The following is a 22,381-nucleotide window of genomic DNA, read 5'->3' as shown; positions in this document are numbered from 1 at the left end:
TAGCGTGCTTTGGCCTACAATAAACGCGTGTGCATAACCGGAGCCACACATGGGCATCACCCCGCGGGAACTCGAGCAGTTGATGCACGAAGTGGAGCAGGAAGACCCGATCGATTTTGCCGACCTGCCGTTCGATGAGCAGGAATTGCGCGAACTGGTCGCCAACCATTTGTGCGAAATGGCCGACACCATGGAAAGCTTCAGCGAAGAAGACCGCCGCCTGACCTTGCTGGCGGTGGCGGCCAAGCTGGTGCTGGAGAACCTGGTGCTGCACGTGCAGCTGCTCAGGCGCCACGGTCTGCCGCTCAATGACCAGGCGGCGGCCCTGCTGTCGCGCCTGCGCAAGGGCGACGGCGACGCCGGTTAGACGCGTTCTGCCGGCTGCAGCATATTGCGCGCCAGGCGCAGGCCGAACTTGCCGATGCCCTGGTCCCACGGCGTGAAGCGCGGCAGCTGGTACCAGTCCGTTTCGCCGCGGCTGGTGCCCCACGAGGTCGACACGGCAACCTCAAAGCCCATCTCGCGCACCATGGCGACATGCTCGGGCAGGTAGTCCTGGCCCGGTTTGCCGTTCGGGTAGGCGAACGCGCGCACCGGCGCATCGAGCGCCGCTTCCAGCGCCGCCCTGCCCTGCGCGATTTCCCGCCGCGCCTCCGCGGCCGGCAGGCGCGCCAGGATCGGGTGGTTGACCGTGTGGCCGCCGATGCCCATGCCGGCCGCATGCATCTTGCGCAACTGCGCGCCGCTCATCATCAGGTCGCGCGGCAGCTCTGCGCCGGAAAGGGCGGCCACCTTGCCGACCTGCTGCAGGCGCTGTTCCATCGGCAGGTATTTGAGCTGGCCGATCAGGGCGCCGATGGTGCTGCGGCGCGCCTCCCAGCTATCGATGGCGTGGCGTCCCAGGCCGAGCGCGCTGGCATCGAACACCTCGCCCGGCGCGCGCCGCACTGCTTCGATCACGGTATCGTTCCACATGCGGCCGCCATCCAGGAAGCCGGTGGCAATAAAGAAGCTCGCGTGCAAGCCATGCTTCTGCAGCAGGGGCAGCGCCACTTCGGCATTGTCGGCATACCCGTCGTCGAAGGTGATGCAGGCGCTGCGCGCGGGCAGCCTGCCCTCGGCAGCCAGCCGCACCGCATCCAGCAGCGGCAGCACATTGAAGCGCGACTTGAGCCAGCAAAGCTGGCGCTGGAACTGTTCGCGATGGACCTCGCCCGGGAACAGCGGGTCCTGCGCCGGCAGCACGCGGTGGTAAATCAGGATGGCCGGCGCACGCCTGCCGCCGCCGGACAGCAGCGACAAGGCGCCCCGTTCCAGTTGCCGCTTAAGCCACACTTTCCGCCTCCTTTTCAAGCGCGGCGGGCGCTTGCGCCGCCTGTTCTTTCAAGGTTTTCTGTACCAGCAGGCGGGTCGCCACCATGATCACCATGATGTAGTAAGGCACGTCGAAATAGGCCAGGCTGAGGAAGGCGCCGCCAACCATGAAGCCGATCAGGCTCACCTGCAGCATGCGCACCAGCCGGATGGTCCATTCCAGTTCAGGCAGCTCGCCGGCGTGCCTGATCACCCAGGTCCCGTTGCGCCAGACCACGAGATACAACAGCAGGAAGAGCGCCAGGCCAACATAGCCGTGTTCACCCAGCACCTGGAAATAGATGCTGTGGGCGGCGTGGATATCGTCCGGATTGGGCGCGTAGAGCTGGAAGATGAACTTGTTGTAGATCTGGTAGCCGCCGCCAAACAGCGGATGGTCGTTGGCCAGGTTGATGGCCATCTTCCAGGCATTGATGCGGCCCATCGCCGAGCTGTCCTGCTCGTAAGTGTTGATGGTATCGATCCGGCTGTGCCATTGTTCCGGCATGAACACCAGCGCCAGCGGCGCCAGCACCACCATCAATGCGCCCAGCTTCAACTTTTCCTGGCTCTTCAGCCAGAGGAAGCCGAGCATGGCTGCCAGCGCTACTGCCGCGCCGCGGGAATAGGAGCCCAGGGCGGCCAGCACGCACAATCCGGCTGCAGCCCACATGGCGCGTTTGCCCCATTTGCTGGTGATCAGGCCGCCCAGGAACAGCATCAGCGGCACCACCATGATCAGGGCCAGCGCGATCTCGTTATTGCCTTCGATGAAGGTGCCGGTCGGTCCCCACACGCGGTAGGCGCCGGCGCTGCGGATGGTAAACAGGCCGCCCTTCACGCCATAGAAGCCCAGCGAGACCACGATGGCCCACACCACCATTTCAATGTCCCTGCGGGTGCGCACCAGCATGGCCACGACCAGGGTCATGAGCATGATCTTCACGACCTTGTTCAGCAGCGGCAGCGGGTTTTCCGGGCCGATGGCAAACAGGGTCGTCAGGCACATCCAGCCCGTAAACGCCACCAGGAGCCAGGTCAGGGTGGTATTCGGAAACTTCACCTCTCTCGGCCTGGCCATCATTGCCAGCACCGTGGTCCCCGCGATGATGGCGGCGAACGGCATGCTTTGCGCCCAGCCCCAGCTCTGTGTGTGCGGGTTCATCACGCTGATCCAGATCCACAGCACGGCGCCATAAAAGGGGCGCTTGAAAACGAACGGCAGCGAGCCGAATACGATCAGGGTAATGATTATGTCGCGCATGGCGCCTCCCGGCTTACTTGGTCAAGGCGTTCCATGGGGTCTCCAGCTTGGTCACGCAATAGCGGTATTTGCCGCTCTTTTCCGGCAGGATTTCCGGCACCAGTTCCACGTCGATCTTCACCTGCTTGCCCATGCGCGCATGGAAGCCGGCTTCGACCGCCTGCCGCGCCTTGTCGTCGAACAGGCCGTCGTACACGATCTGCACGCGGGTCCAGTCCAGCGTTTCCTGGATCACCTTGAAGGCGCGCACCGCCGGCAGGTCGCGCATGATGTAGGCCAGCGCGGCGCTGTGAATCAGGGTGCCGTCCTGGTTGATCAGGAAGTCGGTGGTGCGGCCGTGGATTTCCTTGAGCACCGGCAAGGTGCGGCCGCAGCTGCATGGCTCGGTGTCCAGCGCGCCGACGTCGCCGGTGCGGTAGCGGATGAAGGGGAAATCGCCCGACTGCAAATGCGTCACCACGATCTCGCCCGATTCGCCGGGCGGCAGTTGCCGGCCTTCCGGGTCCAGCACTTCGATCACGATGTCTTCGCTGGTGATGTGCAGCTTGCCGGCCGGGCACTGGTGGGCGATGAAGCCGGAGTCGCGGCCGCCGTAGCCGTTGGCCACCGGGCAGCCGAACACGCGCTCGATCTGCTCGCGCTGCGAGGGGTACAGGCATTCGGAAGTGACGAAGGCAACGCGGATGCCCAGCTTGTCGAGCCGGATGCCCTTGTCCTCGGCATGCGAGGCAATGCGCGCCAGCACGGTCGGATAGCCGAACAGCATCTTCGGCTTGCGCTGGCGGATGCGTTCCACGTGGCCGTCCAGTCCCGCTTCGGTGGTGGCGAAAGCCGACATCAATTCGGTCCGCATCAGGGTGTCGCGCACCATGCGCACGCGGTCCTGCGCACTCAATTCGATGGGCGAGCCCCAGATCACGATCTCGCGGTCGCCGATATCGACATTCCACCAGCGCGTGGCGCGCCACTTGGCGGCCACGTCGTGGCTGACGCGGTGGCGCCCGACGAAGAAGGTCAGCGGCGCACCGGTGGAGCCGCCGGTGTTGTAGCGCACCAGGTTCCGGGCATCGTCGGCTTTCAGCGTTTCGATGTTTTCGCGGATCGTTGCCTTGTCCAGCAGCGGCAGGCGCACCAGGTCCGCCACGCCTTTGAAGTCGCGCGCGGCATCGAAGCCGATGCGGGCAAAGGCTGCGCGGTAATACGGCACCTGCTGCTGGGCGCGCAGCAGCAGGGCGCGCAAGCGTTCGATCTGCAATTCCTGCAGCCGGGCCGGCGGCCAGTACTGGGTCTGCTCCATATGGCGGCGCACGGCCACGCTGCTGTGCTTCTTGAGCTTTTCATGCAGCGGGAACAGCACGCCGGAAACCAGGGCGGTGTACATCATGGGCGGCGCCCTCCTTTGCTTGCCAGGGCCTGGCGGTAAACATCCAGCAGGCGCGGCTTGACGCTGGACCAGGCATATTGCGCCACGCTGGCGCGCCCGGCGCTGCGCAACGCCTCGGCCAGCGCCGGTTGTTCGGCCAGGCGCAGCACGGCTTGCGCCATGGCGGCAGGATTGGCCGGCGGCACCAGCAGCGCGGTCTTGCCGTCTTCCACCACGTAGGGCACGCCGCCGACGTTGGTGCTGACCACCAGGGCGCCGCTGGCCAGGGCTTCCAGCACGGAATTGGGCATGTTGTCGACCAGGCTGGGATTCAGCATGATGTCGGCATTGCGGTACAGGCCCGGCATGTCGGCGGTATCGACGCGGCCGGTAAAGCGGACAGCGTGCGCCACGCCCAGTCCCTGGGCCAGTTGTTCAAGTTCGCCGCGCAGCGGGCCGGAACCGGCCACCGTGAGCGTGGCCTCGGGATGTGTTTGCCGGATGACGGCGAAAGCGCGCAGCGCGCTGGCGTTGTCGTAGATGTCTTCCAGGTTGCGCGCCACCAGCAGGCGCAAGGCGCCGCGCGCGCGCGGCGCCGCGTCGGCGGCAAAGCGCTCCAGGTTGACGATATTGGGCACCACCACGGAATCGATGCCGTGCTGGCCGAAGACGTGCGCCAGGAAGCCCGACGGCACGGCCAGGGCGGCGCAGCGGCGCAGGCTGGGGCGCATCCAGGCCGCAGCCTGCTTGAGGAAGTTGGCAGCCTCGCCGCCGCGGTAATTGACCACCACCGGCGTGCCGCGCAGGTGCGCGATCCAGATCGCCGGCGCGGCAAACAGGTGCCAGGACCAGCCGGAATTGGCCATCACATGGAACACCTGCACGCGCCCGGCGGCGCGCCACAGGCTTGCCACATACGGCAGCATGCGGAACAGGGCGCGCACGCCGCGCACCTTGCCGGCCCAGGCCGGGCGGTACGGCGCGTTGGTCTGGACGAAGTCGACCGCGATGCCGGCCTCGCGCAGCAAGCCGGCCAGCTGCAAGGCTTGGTTGGCCATGCCGCCGGAAGGCGGCGGCAGCGGCCCGACCAGGGCAATGCGTTGCACTTCCGGCGCCTCCTCGGCGCGCGGCACGGCGGCGAATGCTTGCTGCGGCGCGTTCATGCCAGTGCTTTCTCCGTGATGCTGCCGTACACGTTGCGGTAGCGCGCCACGCTGGCGGTCCAGTTGCGTTCTTCCTCCACAAAGCGGCGCCCCGACTGGCGGAACTCCTGCCATGTCTGCGGCGCTTCCAGCAACGCCAGCACCTGCTGCGACAACGATGCGGCGTCGCCGGCGGTAAACAGCACGCCGGTGCGGCCGTCGTCGATCAGTTCCTTGTGGCCGCCCACGTCCGAGGCCACCATCAGGCGGCCCTGCGCCATGGCTTCCAGCGGCTTGAGCGGCGTCACCAGGTCGGTCAGGCGCATCTTGTGGCGCGGGTAGCACAGCACGTCCACCAGGTTGTAGTAGCGCTGCACTTCGCTGTGCGGCACGCGGCCGGTGAAGACCACCTTGTCGCCGATGCCGAGCGCCTGGGCCTGTGCGCGCAGCGCGGCGTCCTGCGGCCCGCCGCCGACCAGCAGCACGCGGATCTCCTGGCGCTGCGCCAGCATGGCCGGCAGGGCGTTGAGCAGGATGTCCAGTCCCTCGTAGGCATAGAAGGACCCGATGAAGCCCAGCACGGTCTTGCCTTCCAGGCCCAGTTGCCGCGCCAGCGCTTCGTCGCGCGCGCCGCCGACCGAGAAGTCGCCGATATCGACGGCGTTCGGGATCACTTCGATTTTCTTGGCCGGGATGCCGCGCCCGATGATCTCGCTGCGCAAGCCTTCGCAAATCGTGGTGGCGGCATCGACGCGTTGCAGGGCCCAGGTTTCCATGGCGCGCGTCAGGCGGTAGCGCAAGCCCCACTCCTTGCTGGTGCCGTGGTCGACCGCGGCGTCTTCCCAGAAGGCGCGGATCTCGTACACGACAGGAATGCCGAGCTTGCGGCCCACGCGCAGCGCGGCCACCGCATTCAGCGCCGGCGAATGCGCGTGCAGCACGTCGGGCTTCACTTCCTGCGCCACTTCCAGCAGGCGTGCCGCCAGGGCGTTGATCACCGCCACCTGGTTCAGCACCGGCAGTTGCGCCAGCGGCCCGCTGGCCGGCGGCGTGCGGTAGAACTCCAGGCCGTCGACCGTCTCGCGCGGCGCGCCGCTTGCGCCCTGTTTCGGGCTGGTGATATGGAAGGTCTGCCAGCCGCGCGCGCGCTGGGCCTGCAAAATGGAACGCGTGCGGAAGGTATAGCCGCTGTGCAGCGGGATCGAATGGTCCAGCACGTGCAGGATACGGATACTCATGCCTGCATCTCTTTTTTCAGGAAGGCTTCAAACATCAGCAGGGACCAGATCGGGGCGCTGTAGTCGCGCCGGCCGGACAGGTGCTGCTCCACCAGTTCGCGCAGGAAGTCCTGGTTGAACATGCCGGTATCGGCCAGGGCCGGCCCCAGCAACGCCTGCTGCACGCGCGCGCGCAGCGGGCCGCGGAACCAGGCCGCCAGCGGCACCGCGAAGCCCTGCTTGCGGCGGTACAGGATATCGTGCGGCAGGTACTTCTCCATCGATTTCTTGAAGATGTACTTGCCTTCGCTGCCCTTCAGCTTCATCTCCGGCGGCAGGCCGGAAATCCACTCGACCAGCTTGTGGTCCAGCAGCGGCACCCGCACTTCCAGCGCATGCGCCATCGAGGCGCGGTCGACCTTGGTCAGGATGTCGCCCGGCAGGTAGGTCTTCATGTCCAGGTACTGGATCATCGACAGCGGATCGTCGGTCGGCGACCTGGCCGCGTGGCCGCGCATCACGTCGATCGCGCCATAGCCCTGCAGGCCGGCGCGGAATTTCGCCGAAAAGAGGCGTGCGCGCATGGCGTCGGACATGATCGACACGCCGTGGAAATAGCCCTCCACCAGGTCGCGAGACAGCGCTTCAAAGGTGGTCTTGGCGCGCAGCACGCGCGGCGCCCAGTCGGCCTTCGGGTAGACCCGGCCCAGGGTGCCGAACACCGGCTTGCGCAGCGCTTCGGGAATGCGCCCGCGCACGCTCTGCTCCGCCATCGCATAGCGGTAGCGGCGGTAGCCGGCCAGGTTCTCGTCGCCGCCGTCGCCCGACAGCGCCACGGTGACGCGCTTGCGCGCCAGCTGGCAGACGCGGTAGGTCGGGATCGCCGAACTGTCGGCATACGGTTCGTCGTACAGGTGGGCCAGGGTGTCGAGCAGGCCGTAGTCGTCGGTGTCGACGGTTTCCACGAAGTGGTCGGTCTTGTACAGCCCGGCCACCTGCCGCGCGTATTCCGATTCGTCGAAAGCCTTGTCCTTGAAGGCGATCGAGCAGGTGTGCACGGCGCCTTCATCCAAACCGGCCATCATGGCCACCACGGCGGAGGAATCGACGCCGCCGGACAGGAAGGCGCCCAGCGGCACTTCCGCCACCAGGCGGATCTTCACCGCCTCGCGCAGGCGCTCCACCAGTTCGCCCTGGGCATCGCTCTCGGTCATCTTTTCGTGCAGCTTGAACGGCACGTCCCAGAACTGCTCCGGCGCCGCCAGCGGCGCGCCGACTTTCTGGGTCAGGCGGAAGCCCGGCGACAGCTTGAGCGCGCCCTTGTAGATGGTCTTCGGCTCCGGCACGTAGCCGTAGGCGAAATAGTCTTCCACCGCTTGCGGGTCGATCTCGCGCGGCAGCGATGGATGCATGCGCAGCGCCTTCAGTTCGGAGCTGAAGGCGAACCAGCCGTCCGGCGTCATGGCGTAGTACAGCGGCTTGACGCCCAGTCGGTCGCGCGCCAGGAACATCACCTGCTTGTTGCGGTCCCACAGGCCGATGGCGAACATGCCGCGGAAATGGTGCACGCAATCCTCGCCCCACTCTTCCCAGGCGTGCACGATCACTTCGGTGTCGCTCCTGGTCTTGAAGGTGTGGCCGAGCGCTTTCAGCTGCGCGGTCAGTTCGCGGTAGTTGTAGATCTCGCCGTTGTAGCAGACCATCACGCTGCCGTCTTCGTTGCCAAGCGGCTGCTGGCCGAGCGCAATGTCGATCACCGACAGGCGGCGGTGGCCAAAGCCCACGCCCGGCTCGATATACACGTCGCCCTCGTCGGGCCCGCGATGATGCTGGGTGTCGTTCATGCGGCGCAGCAGCGCCTCGTCCACCGCGCGCCCGCCGCGCGCATCCATGATCCCTGTTATTCCGCACATGATGGTACTGGCTTTCTTATCTTGAGCTTGCGTTCGCACAAACTGTCGTACATGTCCTGGTAGCCGGCCACCATGGCCGGCATGCTGTACTTGCGCAGCACCCGCTCGCGGCCGGCCTGGCCGTGGCGGCGCGCCAGCGCCGGCGCTTCCACATAGTGCTTCAGCGCGGCCGCCATGGCGGCCGCGTTCGACGGCGGCACCAGCTGGCCGGTGATGCCGTTTTCGATCACTTCCGGTATGCCGCCCACGCGCGTGCCCACCACCGGCAGGCCGCTGGCCATGGCTTCCAGGGCCGAGCCGGGCGTGCCCTCGGCGATCGAAGACATGGCGAAGACGTCGAAGCTGCGCAGGATGTCGGGCACGTCGTTGCGCGCACCCGGCAGCCACACGGCGCCGGCAATGCCGGCTGCCGCCGCCTTGTCGCGCAGTTTCTGCAGCAGCGGGCCGTCGCCGACAATCGCCAGCCGCAGGCGTTCGCTCTGCTGCGGCAGCAATTGGCGCAGCAGCAGGAAGGCATCCATCAGGGTGGCGTGGTCCTTCACGTCCTGCACGCGGCCGACCGCGCCGATGACGATTTCGCCATCGTTGAAGAAGGGACGCGCCTCGCTGTCGCCGCGCACGCGGAAGCGCTCGGTGTCGATGCCGTTGGCCAGCAGGCGGCTCTTGGCAGGAGGCACGCCGATCACGTCGCGGTTCCACTGTTCCATGGCGGCCGAATTGGCATAGCACACGTCGTAGAACGGCAGCATCAGTCGGCGCAGGAAATTGTGCTTGCGGTTGCTGCCGTCCGGGTCGGTGTGGTCGCGGCCATGGGCTCCGTTGACGCGCACCGGCACCCCGGCCAGCAGCGCCGCCGGCGCATATTCGATGGCCGAGAAGTTATAGGTGTGCAGCACGGCCGGTTGCAGCGCGCGCAACAGGCGCCACAGCACGCCGTGCGTGGCCGGCGACAGGCCGGGCTGCTTGCCCAGGGTGTGCACGGCGACGCCGGGCTTGCTGATGCGCTTGACGAAGTCCGGGTTGACCCGCGTCAGGCACACGATGGCGTGGCGGTAACGCTCGGCAGGCATGCGGTTGATGCGCTCGACCATGAGGTTTTCCATGCCGCCAAAATCCAGGGCATACGTCAGGTGGACGATGAGTGGGATGTCGTTCATGGCAGGGAATCAGGGACGCCGGGTGCCGGCCAGGGCCCGGTCCAGTGGCTCGAGGTTGCTATCCAGGAAGGCGCGCATGGCGGCACGCGCCGCTGCCGGGTCTTCATCATAGGGCGCAAACACCATCACGGCTGCGCCATCGCCGTTGCCGGCCAGGAGCTTGCCCTTGATCTGCAGCAGCTTGCCGACGTAATGGCTGCTGGTCATGCTGCCGTTGACCCAGTACCACTGCCACACGAGCAGGCGCCGTCCCTCAAAGCCCAGCATGGCTTCGCGCACGGCCATATGGCGGCCGCCGAAATTCTCGTCGCGCAGGCCCGAACTGTTTTCGTGGAACGCGCCCTTCTGCTGGCCGATGCGGTTGGTCGAGCTGACCAGCTTGGCGCTGCCCGGGGCATCGCGGTAGAACAGCACGGTCAGGCCGACCGGCGGCTTGCCGGCATAGAACTGGCGCAGCGTGCTGCTGGCCGGGGCATAGTCGGGCTGCCAGGTGGTGAAGGCCGGTCCGGCCGGCGCCGGCGAGGCCAGCGCGAGACTGGCTGGCGCTGCGGCCACGGTGGCCTGGTCGGCGCGCGCAGCCAGCGCCGGCCACACCACCAGCACGGCCAGCACGGCCGCCACGCCGCCGGCCAGCGGGCGCAAGGGCAAGGCCAGCGGCGGCCGGGCCGCGGCCGGGCCGCTGCGCGCCGCCTGGGCGTCTTCGCGCCAGAAGCTGCCGACCCAGAACAGCAGCAGCATGACGATGCCAAAGAACAGCCAGCCGTAGATCAGGTGGTCGACGCCGACCGCCAGCGTCATGCCGCTCAGGTGGCCCATCATCACGATCATGTAGGCGCGCACCCCGTTGGCCGCGATCGGTACCAGGATCGATGCCACGATGAAGGCGGCGCGGCGCCAGGCGGTGCGGTAGCTCAGATAGGCAAACAGGCAGCCCAGGGTGATCGACGAGATCAGGTAGCGCAGGCCGCTGCAGGCATCGACCACCGACCAGTTGCCGCTGGGGATGGCGAAGTTGTTCCCTTCGCGCAGGACTGGTATGCCGGTCAGGCGCAGCGCCTGGACGGTGAAGTTGGCGGTCAGGTCGATCAGCGGCGGCACCAGGCTTTCGCCGACCGGCACCGCGAACAGGATGAAGGCCAGCGGGAACAGCAAGGCGCCGGCAATGCGCTTGCCCAGCACGGCCAGCACGGTCAGCGGCAGCATGGCGGCCAGCGCGTACTGGCGCACGATGCCCACTTCAGCCAGGTCGGCCAACAGCCAGGCCGCGCCGCAGCCGGCCAGCAGGAGCAAGGCCGGCCAGCACGGCTGCAGCGGCAACTGCTGCAGCGCCGCGCGCTCGCGCCACACCAGCCACAGGCTGATGGGCAGGATCAGGTAACCGTGCGCAAAGGTCTCGGAGCGCTCCCAGATCTGGGCGATGCTGAAGGCGGTTTCATGGAACACCAGCAGCGGCAGCAGCATGACCAGCGCCACCAGCAGCGCGTTGCGGGCGTGCGCTACGGGTCCGGTCGCCGCGCCGGGCGCCGTGGCAGGTCCGGTGGAAGGTAGGGTATTCATGCCGGTGTCCAAAGGGCTGGGGCTGCGCCAGCTTGCCGCGCAGCCGGGGTTTCGATCATGCGGTCCAGGGGCGCCAGCCGGGCATCCCAGCTGTAGTCCGCCACGACGCGCGCGCGCGCCGCAGCGCCAAGTGCGTCAAGCCCGCTTGCCGGGCCGGCCAGGGCAGCCGTTGCGGCGGCAATCCAGCGCGCGGCATCGTCAGCCAGCAGCAGTTCGCGCCCCACTTCCGCATCGATGCCTTCCAGCGCCTGCGGCGTCACCAGCACCGCTTTCGCCATCGCCATCGCTTCCAGCACCTTGTTCTGGATGCCGCGCGCGATGCGCAGCGGCGCTACCGACAGCGCGGCATGCGCCACATAGGCCCGCACGTCAGGGACGGTCCCCGTCACGGTAACGCCGGGCCGCGCCGCCAGCGCCTGCACCTCGGCCGACGGGCGGGCGCCGACGATCACGAAGCGCGCCGCAGGATCGCGCTCGCGCAGGGCCGGCAGCACCTCGTCCGCGAACCATTGCACGGCATCGATATTCGGCCAGTAATCCATGGCGCCGCAGAACACCAGCGCCTTTTCGCCGGGCGCGTAGGGATTGGCGTAGCTTCCCGGCGCGAAGAATGCCGTGTCGACGCCGTTGCTGAAGGAGCCGATGCGCGCAGCGCTTTCCGGCGCCAGGCGGCGGAACAGTTCGGCCTCCGGCGCGGAAACGAAGAGCGCGGCGTCGAAGCTGGCCGCAACCTGGCGCTCATAGCGCAGCAGGCGGCTGGCCTCGTAGCTGAAGACCGCACTGGCCGGCCACGGCTTGCGCTCGGCGTACTGGCGCCATTTGTCGGAATCGACGTCGACGAAGTCGATCACCCGGCGCGCTTGCGGCCAGGCCTCGGCGTACTGCGCCATCGGCGAGGAAAACACCACGATGCGGCCGATGCCATGCCGGCGCATGGTGTCGTCGACCCAGCGCTGCATGCCGGCATGGCGGTAATAGTCGTAGGACAGGGCGCGGTTGCGCAGCACGGCACCCAGGCTGCGCAAGCGCGCCGCGCGCGGCGCCAGCGGCAGGAAATGCGACGAGGCGCAGGTCTCCTGCAGCACGGGCACGTGCTGCCAGTCGTCCGGATCGTCGACAAAGGTGGCCAGGTGCACGCGGTAGCGTTGCGCCAGGTGCTTGAGCAAATGCCAGGAGCGGATCTTGTCGCCCTTGTTGGGCGGATAGGGCATGCGATGCACCAGCAGCAGCAGGTCTTCCACGATTTACCCCAGGTTCTTGACGATGAAAGGGCCGAGCGCATTGGCCAGCGGCAGCGGCATTGCCTTCCACAGCTTGATGAAAAGCTGGTATTTCGGGTTCAGCGGGTTCACGTCCGGCAGCGCGTCGGCCGCGAACAGCTGGTATTCATAAGGCAGCGGCTGGGCCGTGAAGCCCCAGTTCTTCTTGAAGTCGAAGGCGCCGGTGCCCTTCTTGCTGCGGCCGAAGTCGAACATGCGGTAGCCTTTGGCGGCCGCAGCCTGCATCAGGTTCCAGTACATGAAGTCATTGCCGGCCACCTCGCGCGCAAGGTCCATGCCGCCGCCGTAGTAGGGCAGCACTTCGTCGCGGAAGAAGAAGCTCAGCACGCCGGCCACCAGCTTGCCGTCCTGCGTGATGACGCGCACCTCGCAATCGTCCTTGAAGGTTTCCTTGAGCAGGGCGAAATACTTCTTCGGAAAGACCGGCGTGCCCAGGCGGTGCACGCTGTGGGCGTAGGCGGTGAACATGCGGTCGACGTTGTCGTCCACCTCGCCCTGCAGATTGAGCTTGATGCCCTTGCGCACCATCGCGCGCTGCTTGCGCGGGATGGCGTTCATGTTTTCTTCGTCGTTGCCGCTGATCGCCTTGCGGAAGGTGTAGTACAGGTCCTTGCCCTGCCATTTCGGGTCGCCTGGGTGGGCCGCCGCGTAGTTGCGGTATTCCAGGTGGCCCACGCCGAGCGAGGCGGCCAGTTCTTCGGCAGCCTGGTCCAGCAGCTTGCGCGCGGTGTCGGTGCTGGCTGCCACGCCGCCGTAGACGCAGAAGGGAAGCGAGGCGAGGTAGTGCCCGAACATGCGGCTTTTCATGCGCGCCAGCGGCAGCACGCCGGTGATCACGCCGCCCTCTTCCACGTAGAAGAACCAGGTCGGGTGGCCGTAGCATTGCTCGATGATGGTTTGCCAGCCGCTGCGGTGGAAGAAGGTCGCTTCCGGGCAAGCCTGGACGAAGGCGTCCCAGCGGGCGCGTTCGTCGGGGCTGCTGCCCAGCAACTGCACCAACACCGGTAAACCTGGGTCAGACCCGAGGGTCTGACCCTGATCCGCAGCAGCTGCCTGGCAAGTGTCAGGCTCTTGTGCCTGACACTGGTTTACCGGTTTTCCGGCAGCGACAGCCAGCGCGGTCGCCGCTTCCGCTTCCGCCTTGGCGCGTGCCGCGCGGCGCTCCGCCGCCGCTTCGATAATCGACGTCATTGCTGCCCCAGGAAAATGCGGTCCATGCGATCCCACGCGAAGTCGCGCGTCAGGGCCCTGATGCGCGACTCCATGCGGTGCAGGTTGACGTAATGGCGGAAGCGCGTCTTCAGCCCCAGCCCTTCAGGGCGCGGCTGGCCCGGATCGAGCTCCCACGGGTGGCAGTAGAAGATGGCCGGCTGGCCGTCTTGCCTGTTCACGCGTCGCATCATGCCGCGCGACAGCGCATAGGGCAGCAGCCGGAAATAGCCGCCGCCGCCGGCCGGCAGGTTGCGCTGGCCGATGCGCACGGTGGTGATCGGCACTTCCAGCAAGCCTTGCGCGCCGTTCGGGTGGAAGGCAAAGCGCGGCGCATCGGGCATGCCGTAATGGTCGTGCGCAATCGGGTAGATCGAGGAGCTGTAGCGGTAGCCCGCTTCCTGCAGCACGTCCAGCGCCCACAGGTTGCCCGGCCCGATCGAAAAGCTGGGCGCGCGGTAGCCGATCACCTGCTGGCCGCCGATGTCTTCCAGGATCTTCTTGCTGCGCGAGACATCGTCCATGAACTGCCCGCGCGACTGGTCGGAAGCGCGCAGGTGGCCGTAGCCGTGGCTGGCCAGTTCATGGCCGCCGGCGACGATGCGGCGCACCATGTCCGGATAGCGTTCGGCGATCCAGCCCAGGGTGAAGAAGGTGCCCTTGGCCCGGCCGTCGTCCAGGACGGCAAGCACGCGGTCGATGTTCGCCTCGACCCGGCACTCGCGCTGCGGCCAGCTTTCGCGGCTGATGTGCGGCGCGAACGCCGACACCTGGAAGTAGTCTTCCACGTCGATGGTCATGGCATTGCGAACGGCCGCGCCCATGTTCAGCCCCGCGCCTTCAGCCAGTCCAGCACGATGGCGGCAATGCGCTCGGCGGCGCGGCCGTCCCAGAAGTGCGGGATGCGGCCGGCCTTGCCGGCGCCGGCCAGCTGCGCCTCATAGGCAGCCCAGACATGCGCCGGGTCGTTGCCGGCAATGGTGTTGGTGCCTTCGTCGACAGTGATCGGGCGCTCGGTGTTGTGGCGCAGCGTGATGCATGGCGTGCCGAGCGCTGTGGTCTCCTCCTGGATGCCGCCGGAATCGGTCAGCACCACGCGCGCATCGCGCATCAGGCCCAGCATCTCGAGGTAGCCCATGGGCGGCAGCAGCAGCACTTCCGGGCGGTCCAGCAGGTGGCTCAGGCCGAATTTCTCGATGGTGGCGCGGGTGCGCGGGTGCACCGGGAAGATCACCGGCGTGCGTTCCGAAATCCTGGCGGCGGTTTCCAGCAAGCCTTGCAGCACGGCCTTGTCGTCCACGTTCGACGGCCGGTGCAGGGTCAGCACGGCGTATTCGCCCTTGCCGGCCCGGAAGTCCGGGCGCCCGGCGCCGGCCGCGATCTGCGGCGCCGGGATGGCGCGCGCCAGGTTGGCGCGCAGGGTATCGATCATCACGTTGCCGACGAAGTGCACGCGCCCGCCTGCGATGCCTTCCCTGGCCAGGTTGTCGGCGCCGCTCTCCTCGGTGGTGAACAGCAGGTCCGACAGCTGGTCGGTCAGCACGCGGTTGATTTCTTCCGGCATGGCGCGGTCGAAGCTGCGCAGGCCCGCTTCCACGTGGATCACCGGCACGCCCTTCTTGGCCGCCACCAGCGCGCAGGCGATGGTGGAATTGACGTCGCCCACCACCAGCACGGCAGCCGGCTGCACCTCATCCATAGCCGGCTCGAAGCGCTTCATCACTTCGGCGGTCTGCTGGGCGTGGCTGCCGGAGCCGACTTCCAGGTTGATGTCCGGGCTCGGGATGCCCAGCGCATCGAAATACTGCTGGTTCATGGCCACGTCGTAGTGCTGGCCGGTGTGCACCAGCAGCGCCTCGACCTGCGGCTTGAGCTGCGCGAAAGCGGCCATGATGGGCGCCATCTTCATGAAGTTCGGCCGCGCGCCGACGACGCATAGGATTCGGAAGGCACTCATTCGTTGCTGTCCTGTTGGATGTTGTAAGAGGACGGCGAACGCACGATCTTCTTCAGGATCGACAGCACCGACGTCAGTGATTTTTCGACGCGCATCATGCGCTCGTCCAGCACGGCCGGGTACTGGTTGCCGAAGCTGAGGCCGCCAGCGCCGGCGGCATGCATGGCCGCGCCATCGGCGCCGTCGGCAGCCGCTTCGGGCGGCGGCGGCTGGAATTCCTGCGCGATATCGCGGATCACCGTGTCGACGTCGGCATCGGTGAATTCCTGCATCTCTTCCAGGAAGCCCATCAGCAGCAGGCGGTCCATCAGGTGGTTGGTCTTGCGCGGGATGCCGCCGGTATATTCGAACACGGCCGCATAGGCAGCCGGCGTCAGGTGCGGGTTGCCGCGCCAGCCGACAGTGCGCATGCGATGCTCGATATAGGCATTGCTTTCGCTGCTGTCCATCGGCCCCAGGTGGTAGGTCGCAATCACGCGCTGGCGCAGCTGCGACATGCCGGGACTGTGCAGGGTGGCGCGGAATTCCGGCTGGCCCAGCAGGAAAGTCTGCAGCAGCGATTTCTCGTCGGTCTGGAAATTGGACAGCATGCGCAATTCTTCCACCACTTTCGGCGTCAGGTTCTGCGCTTCGTCAACCACCAGCAGCGCGCGCTTGCCATCCTGCTCACACTGGCGCAGGAAAACTTCCAGGCGCGCCAGCAAGGTGGTCTTGCTGGCCGCATCCTCGCACGGCAGGCCGAAGCCGCCCACCACGCCGCGCAGCACGTCGTCGGAACTGAGGTGGGTGTTGACCAGGTGGCAAGTCACGATCTTGTCCGACGCGATCTGGTTGAACAGGTTGCGCACCAGGGTGGTCTTGCCGGCCCCGACTTCGCCGGTGATGACGATGAAGCCCTCGCCCTGCGACAGGCCGTACTCCAGGTAAGCCATGGCCCGCTTGTGGCCCTTGCTGCCGAAGAAGAAATGCGGGTCGGGCCGCAGGCGGAAGGGCTTGTCGCTCAGCCCGTAATAGCTCTCATACATGGGAAGACCTTGATGCTTAGAATCTCGTTGTCAGTGTCGCGGACAGGGCATTTTCCGTGTACTTCTGGCCGCCCAGCCCGGTGGAACCGCGCACGTGGCGCAATTCCACGATGCCGGTGGTGCGCGTGCTGTAAGTGCGCGACAGGTTGAAGCGCAGGTCGCGATGGGTGCTGCTGCGCGCATCGCTCAACGATTTGACGTTCGAGGCATTGGCCAGCAGGGTCGCCACCGTCTGCGCTCCAGGGCGATAGCTGATGCTGGCCATGCCGCCCACCTGTTCGGTGTTGTCGTTCAGGGTGGACAGCGTGTTGCCCAGCAGGACGCTGTCGACCTGCTGGCTCGACAGCATCTGGCGCTTGGTCTTGAACATGCTGAAGGTGGTGGTGGTGCGCGCCAGCTGCCATGCCACGCCGGCGTTCAGCTGCTTGTTGAGCGAATAGCGGTTGCTCAGGAAGTTGACGCTGGTGGCCAGCGCCGGCGGCAGGCCTGCCGCCTGGATATACGCCTGCACGGCGGCCGCGCGCAGCAGCGCGTCGGGAATCTGGGCGCGGAACAGGTTGTCCAGCATGGCTGCCGTGTCGATCGCCTGCGGCAGCACGAACTGGCTGCGCGTCGAACTGACCGAATCGCTGTAGCCGATATTCCACACGGTGCCGCGGCTGCGGTGCTGCAGCGCCAGGCTGTAGCTGGGTCCGTAGAAGCGGTGGCCGGCCGTCGCCTGCACCGAAGTGCGCGCGGACGGCGTCCACTGCAGCGAGCCGCCATAGGCAGCGCCGGACTGGGCCCCGCCCACGCTGCTGAAATCGTAGCTGTCATAGCCGCCGTACACGCCGAGGTTGAGCTGCGGGGTGGCGGCATAGCGCAAGTTCACATTGGCGGCCTTGGAACTGGTGGTCTGCTGCCGCTCGGCGCCGCCGCCGATGCTGGGCAGCTGCTCGTCGATCACCGAGCGCGACGCCATGGCATCCCACAGGAAGCGGCGGAAGCTCGGGCCGCTGGCCAGCTGGGCGCTGATGGTATTGCCGTCGCTGCGGCGCATGCCGGCGTTGTCGGTGCTGACCGAGTCGTGCGTGTAGCGCAGCTGGCCATTGGCAAAGGCGCCGAAGCGGTGCACCAGGTAAGGGCTGATGCGGTAGGTGCGCACCTCGGTGCGGTTGCTGCGCACGTAGTCGTTGCCGGCCTGCAGTGGGCCGAAGGCCGACGTGGCTTGCTGGTGGATGCCGGCCTGGGCATCGAGGTACAGGAAGTCCTCGACCAGGCGCGACTTGAGCTGGCTGTTCAGGTCCTGGTTGTGGCGCTGGGCGCCGTTGCGGCGCGCACCGGCGTATTCATACAGGCTCAGCGCATAGTCGAGGCTGAAATCGAAGCGCTGCGAGTGGTTCAGCAACTGGAAGCCGGGCGTAAGCTGCAGCACCATGCCGCTGTCGGCGCGGTCATCGGCTTGCAGCCCGACATTATCGGAATACGTGGCGCGCGCGGCAGCGGTGGGCGTGAAATCCCATGCGGCCTGCGCCGGAAACGCTGCGCACAAGCCCGCTGCCAGCGGCAGCAGGGCCAGGCGGCCGCGCTTAGCCATAGTGATAGTCATAGGTTTCGGTACCCGGGAATTCACGCGACTTGTTGTAGATCAGGTTGACGTTGCTCAAGCCCTCGAGCTGGCGCAGCGACTCCTTGACCGCGTGCTGGGTGGTGCGTTCCGACTCCACCACCATCACGATCTGGCCCATGTTCGACGCCAGCACATGTGATTCGGAAGTCAGCAGCAGCGGCGGCGAATCGAAGATCACGATACGGTCCGGGTAGCGGTTCGCGATCTCGTTCACCAGGTTTTTCATCATGTGCGAAGCCAGCAGCTCGGTCGCGCGCGGCGAGCTGGTGCCGGCCGGCAGGATCGACAGGGTGTTGACATTGGTGCGCAGCATGACATCGGCCATGTCGACATTGTCGTCCAGCAGGATATCCATCAGGCCGCGCTGGGCCGGCAGGCCGAGCGTGCGCAGCACCGAAGGACGCGCCACGTCGGCGTCGACCAGCAGCACGGTGTGGTCCAGTTCCATGGCAATGCTCATGGCCAGGTTGATGGCGCAGAAAGTCTTGCCTTCGCCGGGCAGCGAGCTGGTGATCATGATCAGGTTGCCCGGGTTGTCGCCCGGCTTGCGCGCGCCGAAGGCACGCTTGATCAGCGGGCGCTTGATGATGCGGAAGTCTTCCACCAGCGCGGTGCGGCCGCCGGCAGCAGTCACCAGGCCGGATTCGTGCATGCGCATCAGGTCCAGCTCCACAGTATGGGTGGTGCGGCGGCTGGCGTCGCCGTGCGGCTGCAGGGTAGCCAGGGTCGGCATCAGCGGCGCTGCCGCCGGGGCCGGCGCGGCCGGGGCAGCAGCCGGAGCAGCAGCGGCCGGGGCCGCGTGCACTGCTTCAGCTACCGGAGCCGCGGCCGGTGCTGGGGAAACGGTGGTCTCGGCAGCGGCGTCGGCAGGACGCGCTTGCCCGAGGCGATTGGCGGCTTTTTCAATAATGCTCACTTGTGGACTCCCTGGGTGTTGCGCGACTCAAGCGGCGCGCAGCAAGGTAACGGTCATGACACCGCCAAAGGCGGTCAGCAGCGAGGCCACGGCCAGGCCGAAGGCATACAGCCGGCGCCGGCGCGAGGCGCGCTGCTGCTCGGTCCAGTTCATGCCGATGGTGCCGAGGATCGGCACGCCGGTCACTTCGCGCAGGCTGTGCTGGCTGAGGAAGGTAGGACGGACCTGGCTCATCAGGAACGCACCGCCCAGGCCGGCCAGCAGGGCCGCCACGAACACGATCGAGTAGAAGCGCGGGCGGTTGGGGCCGATCGGGGTTTGCGGCACGATCGGCGGGTCGATCACGCGGAAACTCATCATGTCGGTTGCCGAGCTGAGGTCGCCGGACAGCTTGGCCGCTTCGCGGCGCTGCACCAGCTTTTCGTAGTTTTCCTTGTTGATCGAATAGTCGCGGTTGAGCTGGGCCAGCTGCGCTTCGACTTCCGGCGCTGCCGTGCTTTGCGAGCGCATGCGCTCCATGCGCGCGGTATATTCGCCAACGCGCGCCTTGAGTGAGGCCACGCGCGCTTCCTCCACCGACAGCGCCACGTTCATTTGCTGCAGCATCGGGCTGTAGCCCATGCCCGGGTCGCCGCTCTTGGCCGCCTTCTTCGCCTCGTCTTTCTTGCGCTGCTGCAGGTTGGCGATCAGGCGCTTGGCCGAGACGATGTCCGGATGCTCTTCGGTATATTGCATGCGCAGGCTGTCGAGCTGTTTTTCCAGCGTCGAGATGCGGCCGTCGAGTTCAGGGTTGGAAATATTGGTGGCATCGGCGGCCGGCGCCATGTCTTCGCCGGCAATCTGGCGCTTGATGGCATTGCGTGCCTGTTCCGCTTCCAGCAGTTCCAGGCGCGCCTCGTTCAGCTTTTCGGACAGGTCGCCCAGGTTGGTCGAATAGTCGGTGCCCTGGCGCGGCAGCAGGCCCATGTGGCGGATCTTGAATTCCTTCAGCGCGTTTTCGCCGGCTGCCAGGCGCTCCTCGTACATCTTGATCTGGTCGTCGATGAACTGCACGGCCTTTTCCGAATCCTGCTTCTTGCCGCCGAAGGAACCTTCGACGAAGATGGTCAGCAGCGACTGCACCACGTCCTTGCCCAGCTTGGGGTTCTCATTGTTGTACGAGATGGTGTAGATGTCGTCGCGCTCGGTGCCGGTGACCTTGATCGCGGTCATCAGCTCGTCGACCTGGCGCTCGTGCTCCTTGCTGTCCTTGGCCTTGATGTCCAGGTCCACCATGCGCAGCACGCGCTCCACATTGGGCCGGCTGATCAGGGTACGGCGCATGAACATCACCTGCTGCTCCACATTGGGCGTGGTGGTCATGCCCGCCATCAGCGGTTTCAGGATGCTCTGGGTGTCGACGTACACCCTGGCCGACGCCTGGTAGTCGCTCGGCAGGCGGTACACCACCGCCCAGCCGATGACGGCGACCAGCCAGGCAATCGCCACTGCATACCAGCGGTATTTCCCGATTGCCTTAAGAAAGGTCAACAGCAATGCCAAAATCTCTGCCATTTCGATCACTCATCCCTGGTTAGGCAGGCAAACTGTCGCAATGCCCACATCTAATATTGCCTAAATAACATCTAATCTCTATCATACAGCAGAACGCGCTGCCTGTTACTATTAATTTATGCCTGTTGCACCCTGCTGACGAAAAGAATTTAACATTTCCCTACGGCAATTCACCAATTTGGAGGCTGCATGGCCAAGCTGATTTCACTTTTCCTGGCAGCCTGCCTGGGCTGCGCCAGCCCGCTGGCCGGGGCCGCTCCGCTGACGCGCACCATCGCCGCGGTCAAGCCCAGCGTAGTCGGCATCGGCACCTTCAACCGCACGCGCAGCCCTGCCATCGTATTCCATGCCACCGGCTTTGTGGTAGGTGACGGACTGTCGGTCATCACCAACGCCCATGCGGTCACGGCGCTCGATGCGGAAAAACTGGAAACCCTGGGCATTGTCACCGGGAAGGGCGACCAGCTGCAGTTCCGCGAAGCGAGCGTGGTCACTATCGACCGCGCGCACGACCTGGTGCACCTGCGCATGAAAGGCACGCCGCTGCCGGCGCTGACCCTGGGCAGCAGCGACATGCTGGACGAAGGCAGCGACCTGGTGTTTACCGGCTATCCGCTGGGCATCATGCTGGGCCTGAACCCGGTCACCCACCGCGCCCTGCTGGCGGCGCAGACGCCGGCCATCCTGCCGACCCCGACTTCGCGTGGCCTCAATCCGCGCGCCGTGCTGCAGCTGCAGCGTGGCGCCCCGTTCACGATTTACCAGCTCGACGGCACGGCTTACCCCAGCAATAGTGGCAGCCCCGTGTATGATCCCGAAACCGGCACCGTGGTGGCGGTCATCAATATGACCCTGGTCAAGGGCATGAAGGAAAGCGCGATCACCGCCCCCAGCGGCATCAGCTACGCGATCCCGGTGCGCCACGTGCACGAACTGCTGCAACAAGGTGGCGCACAGAAATAGAAGGTAAAATAGCAAGACTCGTGGTATAACAGGCAATGCTAAAAAGCAAACAAGGAGAATAATGTGAATATGCAAACCAAGCTGGCCCGCGTTCTCGCCGCGAGCGCCGTGGTCCTCGGCGCCCTGGGCCTGGGCGGCTGCTCCACGCCCCATGGCGGCGCACCGGCCGACGCCGGCGTCGTGCCGCAAACCGATTACCTGATTGGCCCGGGCGACAACCTGAGCATCATCGTCTGGCGCAATCCGGAAGTGTCGCAAGTGGTGCCGGTGCGCCCTGACGGCAAGATCACCACCCCGCTGGTGGAAGACTTGCCGGCCAGCGGCAAGACCTCGACCGAACTGGCGCGCGACATCGAAAAAGCGCTGGCCAAGTTCATCCAGCAACCGGTGGTCACCGTCATCGTCACCGGCTTCGTCGGCACGTACGGCGAGCAGATCCGCGTGATCGGCCAGGCCGCCAAGCCGCAATCGCTGCCTTACCGCCGCGACATGTCGATCCTGGACGTGATGATTGCCGTCGGCGGGGTCACGGAATTCGCGGCAGGCAACAAGGCCAGCATCATCCGCATGGTCGACGGCAAGCAGCAACAGTTCACCGTGCGCTTGAACGACCTGATCAAGGATGGCGACATTTCCGCCAACGTGCCGATGCGCCCCGGCGATATCCTGGTCATTCCCGAGAGCTTCTTCTGACAGGAAGTAGCAGCTGGATAGTTTCCTTTAGGTGTCGATAATTCTTACAGTTCAAGATATGATTGCCCGCCGGGGGGCATCCGAGCCCCCTTTTCCGTGGCTAAGCACCTGATTTTCCAGCTGTTCCATAGGTGAAACTCGTATCTGGAACGGTACTTGCTTGTTCACTAAGTATCATGGGCGGCTGAGCTGCCCCACATAATTCGCAA

The 22,381-nt window shown here is 66.0% G+C and carries 19 protein-coding genes; 3 read left to right on the top strand and 16 right to left on the bottom strand.

Features of this window, described 5'->3' with window-relative positions:
• Positions 1 to 49: 49 nt before the first annotated feature.
• Positions 50 to 367 carry a hypothetical protein gene (locus ACN9M3_RS02780; protein ID WP_426167343.1) on the top strand — a complete coding sequence of 106 codons (318 nt, stop codon included), beginning with the start codon at positions 50 to 52 and terminating at the stop codon, positions 365 to 367.
• Here ACN9M3_RS02780 and ACN9M3_RS02775 read toward each other — a convergent pair.
• The 16 genes from ACN9M3_RS02775 to ACN9M3_RS02700 are packed head-to-tail and all read right to left on the bottom strand — an operon-like array spanning position 364 to position 20,516.
• Entirely contained in the window at positions 364 to 1,335 is a 972-nt protein-coding gene (locus tag ACN9M3_RS02775) for a polysaccharide deacetylase family protein (protein ID WP_426320410.1), read from the bottom strand. The genes ACN9M3_RS02780 and ACN9M3_RS02775 overlap by 4 nt on opposite strands.
• On the bottom strand, positions 1,325 to 2,617 hold the full coding sequence (locus ACN9M3_RS02770; RefSeq protein ID WP_426320408.1) for a putative O-glycosylation ligase, exosortase A system-associated: 1,293 nt from the start codon (positions 2,615 to 2,617) through the stop codon (positions 1,325 to 1,327). Before ACN9M3_RS02770 ends, ACN9M3_RS02775 begins: the two co-directional genes overlap by 11 nt.
• A gap of 13 nt (positions 2,618 to 2,630) precedes the next feature.
• On the bottom strand, positions 2,631 to 4,001 hold the full coding sequence (locus ACN9M3_RS02765) for a phenylacetate--CoA ligase family protein (RefSeq protein ID WP_426320406.1): 1,371 nt from the start codon (positions 3,999 to 4,001) through the stop codon (positions 2,631 to 2,633).
• Positions 3,998 to 5,143 carry a glycosyltransferase family 4 protein gene (locus ACN9M3_RS02760; RefSeq protein ID WP_426320404.1) on the bottom strand — a complete coding sequence of 382 codons (1,146 nt, stop codon included), beginning with the start codon at positions 5,141 to 5,143 and terminating at the stop codon, positions 3,998 to 4,000. The genes ACN9M3_RS02765 and ACN9M3_RS02760 overlap by 4 nt, the downstream gene beginning before the upstream one ends.
• Complete coding sequence (locus ACN9M3_RS02755) at positions 5,140 to 6,354, bottom strand: TIGR04063 family PEP-CTERM/XrtA system glycosyltransferase (RefSeq protein WP_426172103.1); 1,215 nt, start codon at positions 6,352 to 6,354, stop codon at positions 5,140 to 5,142. Before ACN9M3_RS02755 ends, ACN9M3_RS02760 begins: the two co-directional genes overlap by 4 nt.
• A 2-nt stretch (positions 6,355 to 6,356) precedes the next feature.
• Entirely contained in the window at positions 6,357 to 8,252 is a 1,896-nt protein-coding gene (locus ACN9M3_RS02750) for an XrtA/PEP-CTERM system amidotransferase (RefSeq protein WP_426320402.1), read from the bottom strand.
• Positions 8,240 to 9,409 (bottom strand): TIGR03088 family PEP-CTERM/XrtA system glycosyltransferase, encoded by a 1,170-nt coding sequence (locus ACN9M3_RS02745; RefSeq protein ID WP_426167331.1) that lies wholly within the window; start codon positions 9,407 to 9,409, stop codon positions 8,240 to 8,242. Before ACN9M3_RS02745 ends, ACN9M3_RS02750 begins: the two co-directional genes overlap by 13 nt.
• Before the next feature lie 9 nt (positions 9,410 to 9,418).
• Positions 9,419 to 10,966 (bottom strand): exosortase A, encoded by a 1,548-nt coding sequence (xrtA, locus tag ACN9M3_RS02740; RefSeq protein ID WP_426320400.1) that lies wholly within the window; start codon positions 10,964 to 10,966, stop codon positions 9,419 to 9,421.
• Positions 10,963 to 12,207 carry a TIGR03087 family PEP-CTERM/XrtA system glycosyltransferase gene (locus ACN9M3_RS02735; RefSeq protein WP_426320398.1) on the bottom strand — a complete coding sequence of 415 codons (1,245 nt, stop codon included), beginning with the start codon at positions 12,205 to 12,207 and terminating at the stop codon, positions 10,963 to 10,965. Before ACN9M3_RS02735 ends, xrtA begins: the two co-directional genes overlap by 4 nt.
• Positions 12,208 to 12,210: 3 nt before the next feature.
• Complete coding sequence (locus ACN9M3_RS02730) at positions 12,211 to 13,437, bottom strand: FemAB family XrtA/PEP-CTERM system-associated protein (RefSeq protein WP_426167325.1); 1,227 nt, start codon at positions 13,435 to 13,437, stop codon at positions 12,211 to 12,213.
• The gene (locus ACN9M3_RS02725; RefSeq protein ID WP_426167323.1) at positions 13,434 to 14,279 is read right to left on the bottom strand and encodes an XrtA system polysaccharide deacetylase; all 846 of its coding nucleotides are present in this window, start codon (positions 14,277 to 14,279) and stop codon (positions 13,434 to 13,436) included. The genes ACN9M3_RS02730 and ACN9M3_RS02725 overlap by 4 nt, the downstream gene beginning before the upstream one ends.
• A 2-nt stretch (positions 14,280 to 14,281) precedes the next feature.
• Entirely contained in the window at positions 14,282 to 15,412 is a 1,131-nt protein-coding gene (gene wecB / locus ACN9M3_RS02720; RefSeq protein ID WP_426320396.1) for a non-hydrolyzing UDP-N-acetylglucosamine 2-epimerase, read from the bottom strand.
• Positions 15,409 to 16,437, bottom strand: coding sequence for an XrtA/PEP-CTERM system-associated ATPase (locus tag ACN9M3_RS02715; protein WP_426167319.1), 1,029 nt, complete (start codon positions 16,435 to 16,437; stop codon positions 15,409 to 15,411). The genes wecB and ACN9M3_RS02715 overlap by 4 nt, the downstream gene beginning before the upstream one ends.
• 16 nt (positions 16,438 to 16,453) lie before the next feature.
• Complete coding sequence (locus tag ACN9M3_RS02710; RefSeq protein WP_426320394.1) at positions 16,454 to 18,025, bottom strand: TIGR03016 family PEP-CTERM system-associated outer membrane protein; 1,572 nt, start codon at positions 18,023 to 18,025, stop codon at positions 16,454 to 16,456.
• A complete protein-coding gene (locus ACN9M3_RS02705; protein ID WP_426167315.1) occupies positions 18,006 to 18,962 on the bottom strand; it encodes an XrtA-associated tyrosine autokinase in 957 nt (318 codons plus the stop codon). The genes ACN9M3_RS02710 and ACN9M3_RS02705 overlap by 20 nt, the downstream gene beginning before the upstream one ends.
• A gap of 27 nt (positions 18,963 to 18,989) precedes the next feature.
• Positions 18,990 to 20,516: an XrtA system polysaccharide chain length determinant gene (locus ACN9M3_RS02700; RefSeq protein ID WP_426320392.1), complete on the bottom strand. Its 1,527-nt coding sequence runs from the start codon at positions 20,514 to 20,516 to the stop codon at positions 18,990 to 18,992.
• Positions 20,517 to 20,705: 189 nt separating this feature from the next.
• Between ACN9M3_RS02700 and ACN9M3_RS02695 the strand changes: the two genes are divergently transcribed.
• Positions 20,706 to 21,479, top strand: a complete 774-nt coding sequence (locus tag ACN9M3_RS02695) for a S1 family peptidase (protein WP_426167311.1) — start codon at positions 20,706 to 20,708, stop codon at positions 21,477 to 21,479.
• Positions 21,480 to 21,548: 69 nt separating this feature from the next.
• Positions 21,549 to 22,172 carry an XrtA/PEP-CTERM system exopolysaccharide export protein gene (locus ACN9M3_RS02690; protein ID WP_426172102.1) on the top strand — a complete coding sequence of 208 codons (624 nt, stop codon included), beginning with the start codon at positions 21,549 to 21,551 and terminating at the stop codon, positions 22,170 to 22,172.
• The last annotated feature ends 209 nt before the right edge of the window (positions 22,173 to 22,381 follow it).

This window comes from Pseudoduganella sp. R-43 (genome assembly GCF_049913255.1).
Lineage (GTDB): Bacteria > Pseudomonadota > Gammaproteobacteria > Burkholderiales > Burkholderiaceae_D > Rugamonas.
The sequence above is the reverse complement of the archived record's forward strand: the minus strand, read 5'-3'. Positions and strand labels throughout refer to the sequence as shown.

Coding starts and splice junctions, on each gene's coding strand:
- ACN9M3_RS02770 (WP_426320408.1), bottom strand. CDS start 2,617: ATGCGCGACATAATCATTACCCTGATCGTATTCGGCTCGCTGCCGTTC.
- ACN9M3_RS02700 (WP_426320392.1), bottom strand. CDS start 20,516: ATGGCAGAGATTTTGGCATTGCTGTTGACCTTTCTTAAGGCAATCGGG.
- ACN9M3_RS02780 (WP_426167343.1), top strand. CDS start 50: ATGGGCATCACCCCGCGGGAACTCGAGCAGTTGATGCACGAAGTGGAG.
- ACN9M3_RS02725 (WP_426167323.1), bottom strand. CDS start 14,279: ATGGGCGCGGCCGTTCGCAATGCCATGACCATCGACGTGGAAGACTAC.
- wecB (WP_426320396.1), bottom strand. CDS start 15,412: ATGAGTGCCTTCCGAATCCTATGCGTCGTCGGCGCGCGGCCGAACTTC.
- ACN9M3_RS02760 (WP_426320404.1), bottom strand. CDS start 5,143: ATGAACGCGCCGCAGCAAGCATTCGCCGCCGTGCCGCGCGCCGAGGAG.
- xrtA (WP_426320400.1), bottom strand. CDS start 10,966: ATGAATACCCTACCTTCCACCGGACCTGCCACGGCGCCCGGCGCGGCG.
- ACN9M3_RS02765 (WP_426320406.1), bottom strand. CDS start 4,001: ATGATGTACACCGCCCTGGTTTCCGGCGTGCTGTTCCCGCTGCATGAA.
- ACN9M3_RS02710 (WP_426320394.1), bottom strand. CDS start 18,025: ATGACTATCACTATGGCTAAGCGCGGCCGCCTGGCCCTGCTGCCGCTG.
- ACN9M3_RS02695 (WP_426167311.1), top strand. CDS start 20,706: ATGGCCAAGCTGATTTCACTTTTCCTGGCAGCCTGCCTGGGCTGCGCC.
- ACN9M3_RS02730 (WP_426167325.1), bottom strand. CDS start 13,437: ATGACGTCGATTATCGAAGCGGCGGCGGAGCGCCGCGCGGCACGCGCC.
- ACN9M3_RS02750 (WP_426320402.1), bottom strand. CDS start 8,252: ATGTGCGGAATAACAGGGATCATGGATGCGCGCGGCGGGCGCGCGGTG.
- ACN9M3_RS02690 (WP_426172102.1), top strand. CDS start 21,549: ATGCAAACCAAGCTGGCCCGCGTTCTCGCCGCGAGCGCCGTGGTCCTC.
- ACN9M3_RS02745 (WP_426167331.1), bottom strand. CDS start 9,409: ATGAACGACATCCCACTCATCGTCCACCTGACGTATGCCCTGGATTTT.
- ACN9M3_RS02715 (WP_426167319.1), bottom strand. CDS start 16,437: ATGTATGAGAGCTATTACGGGCTGAGCGACAAGCCCTTCCGCCTGCGG.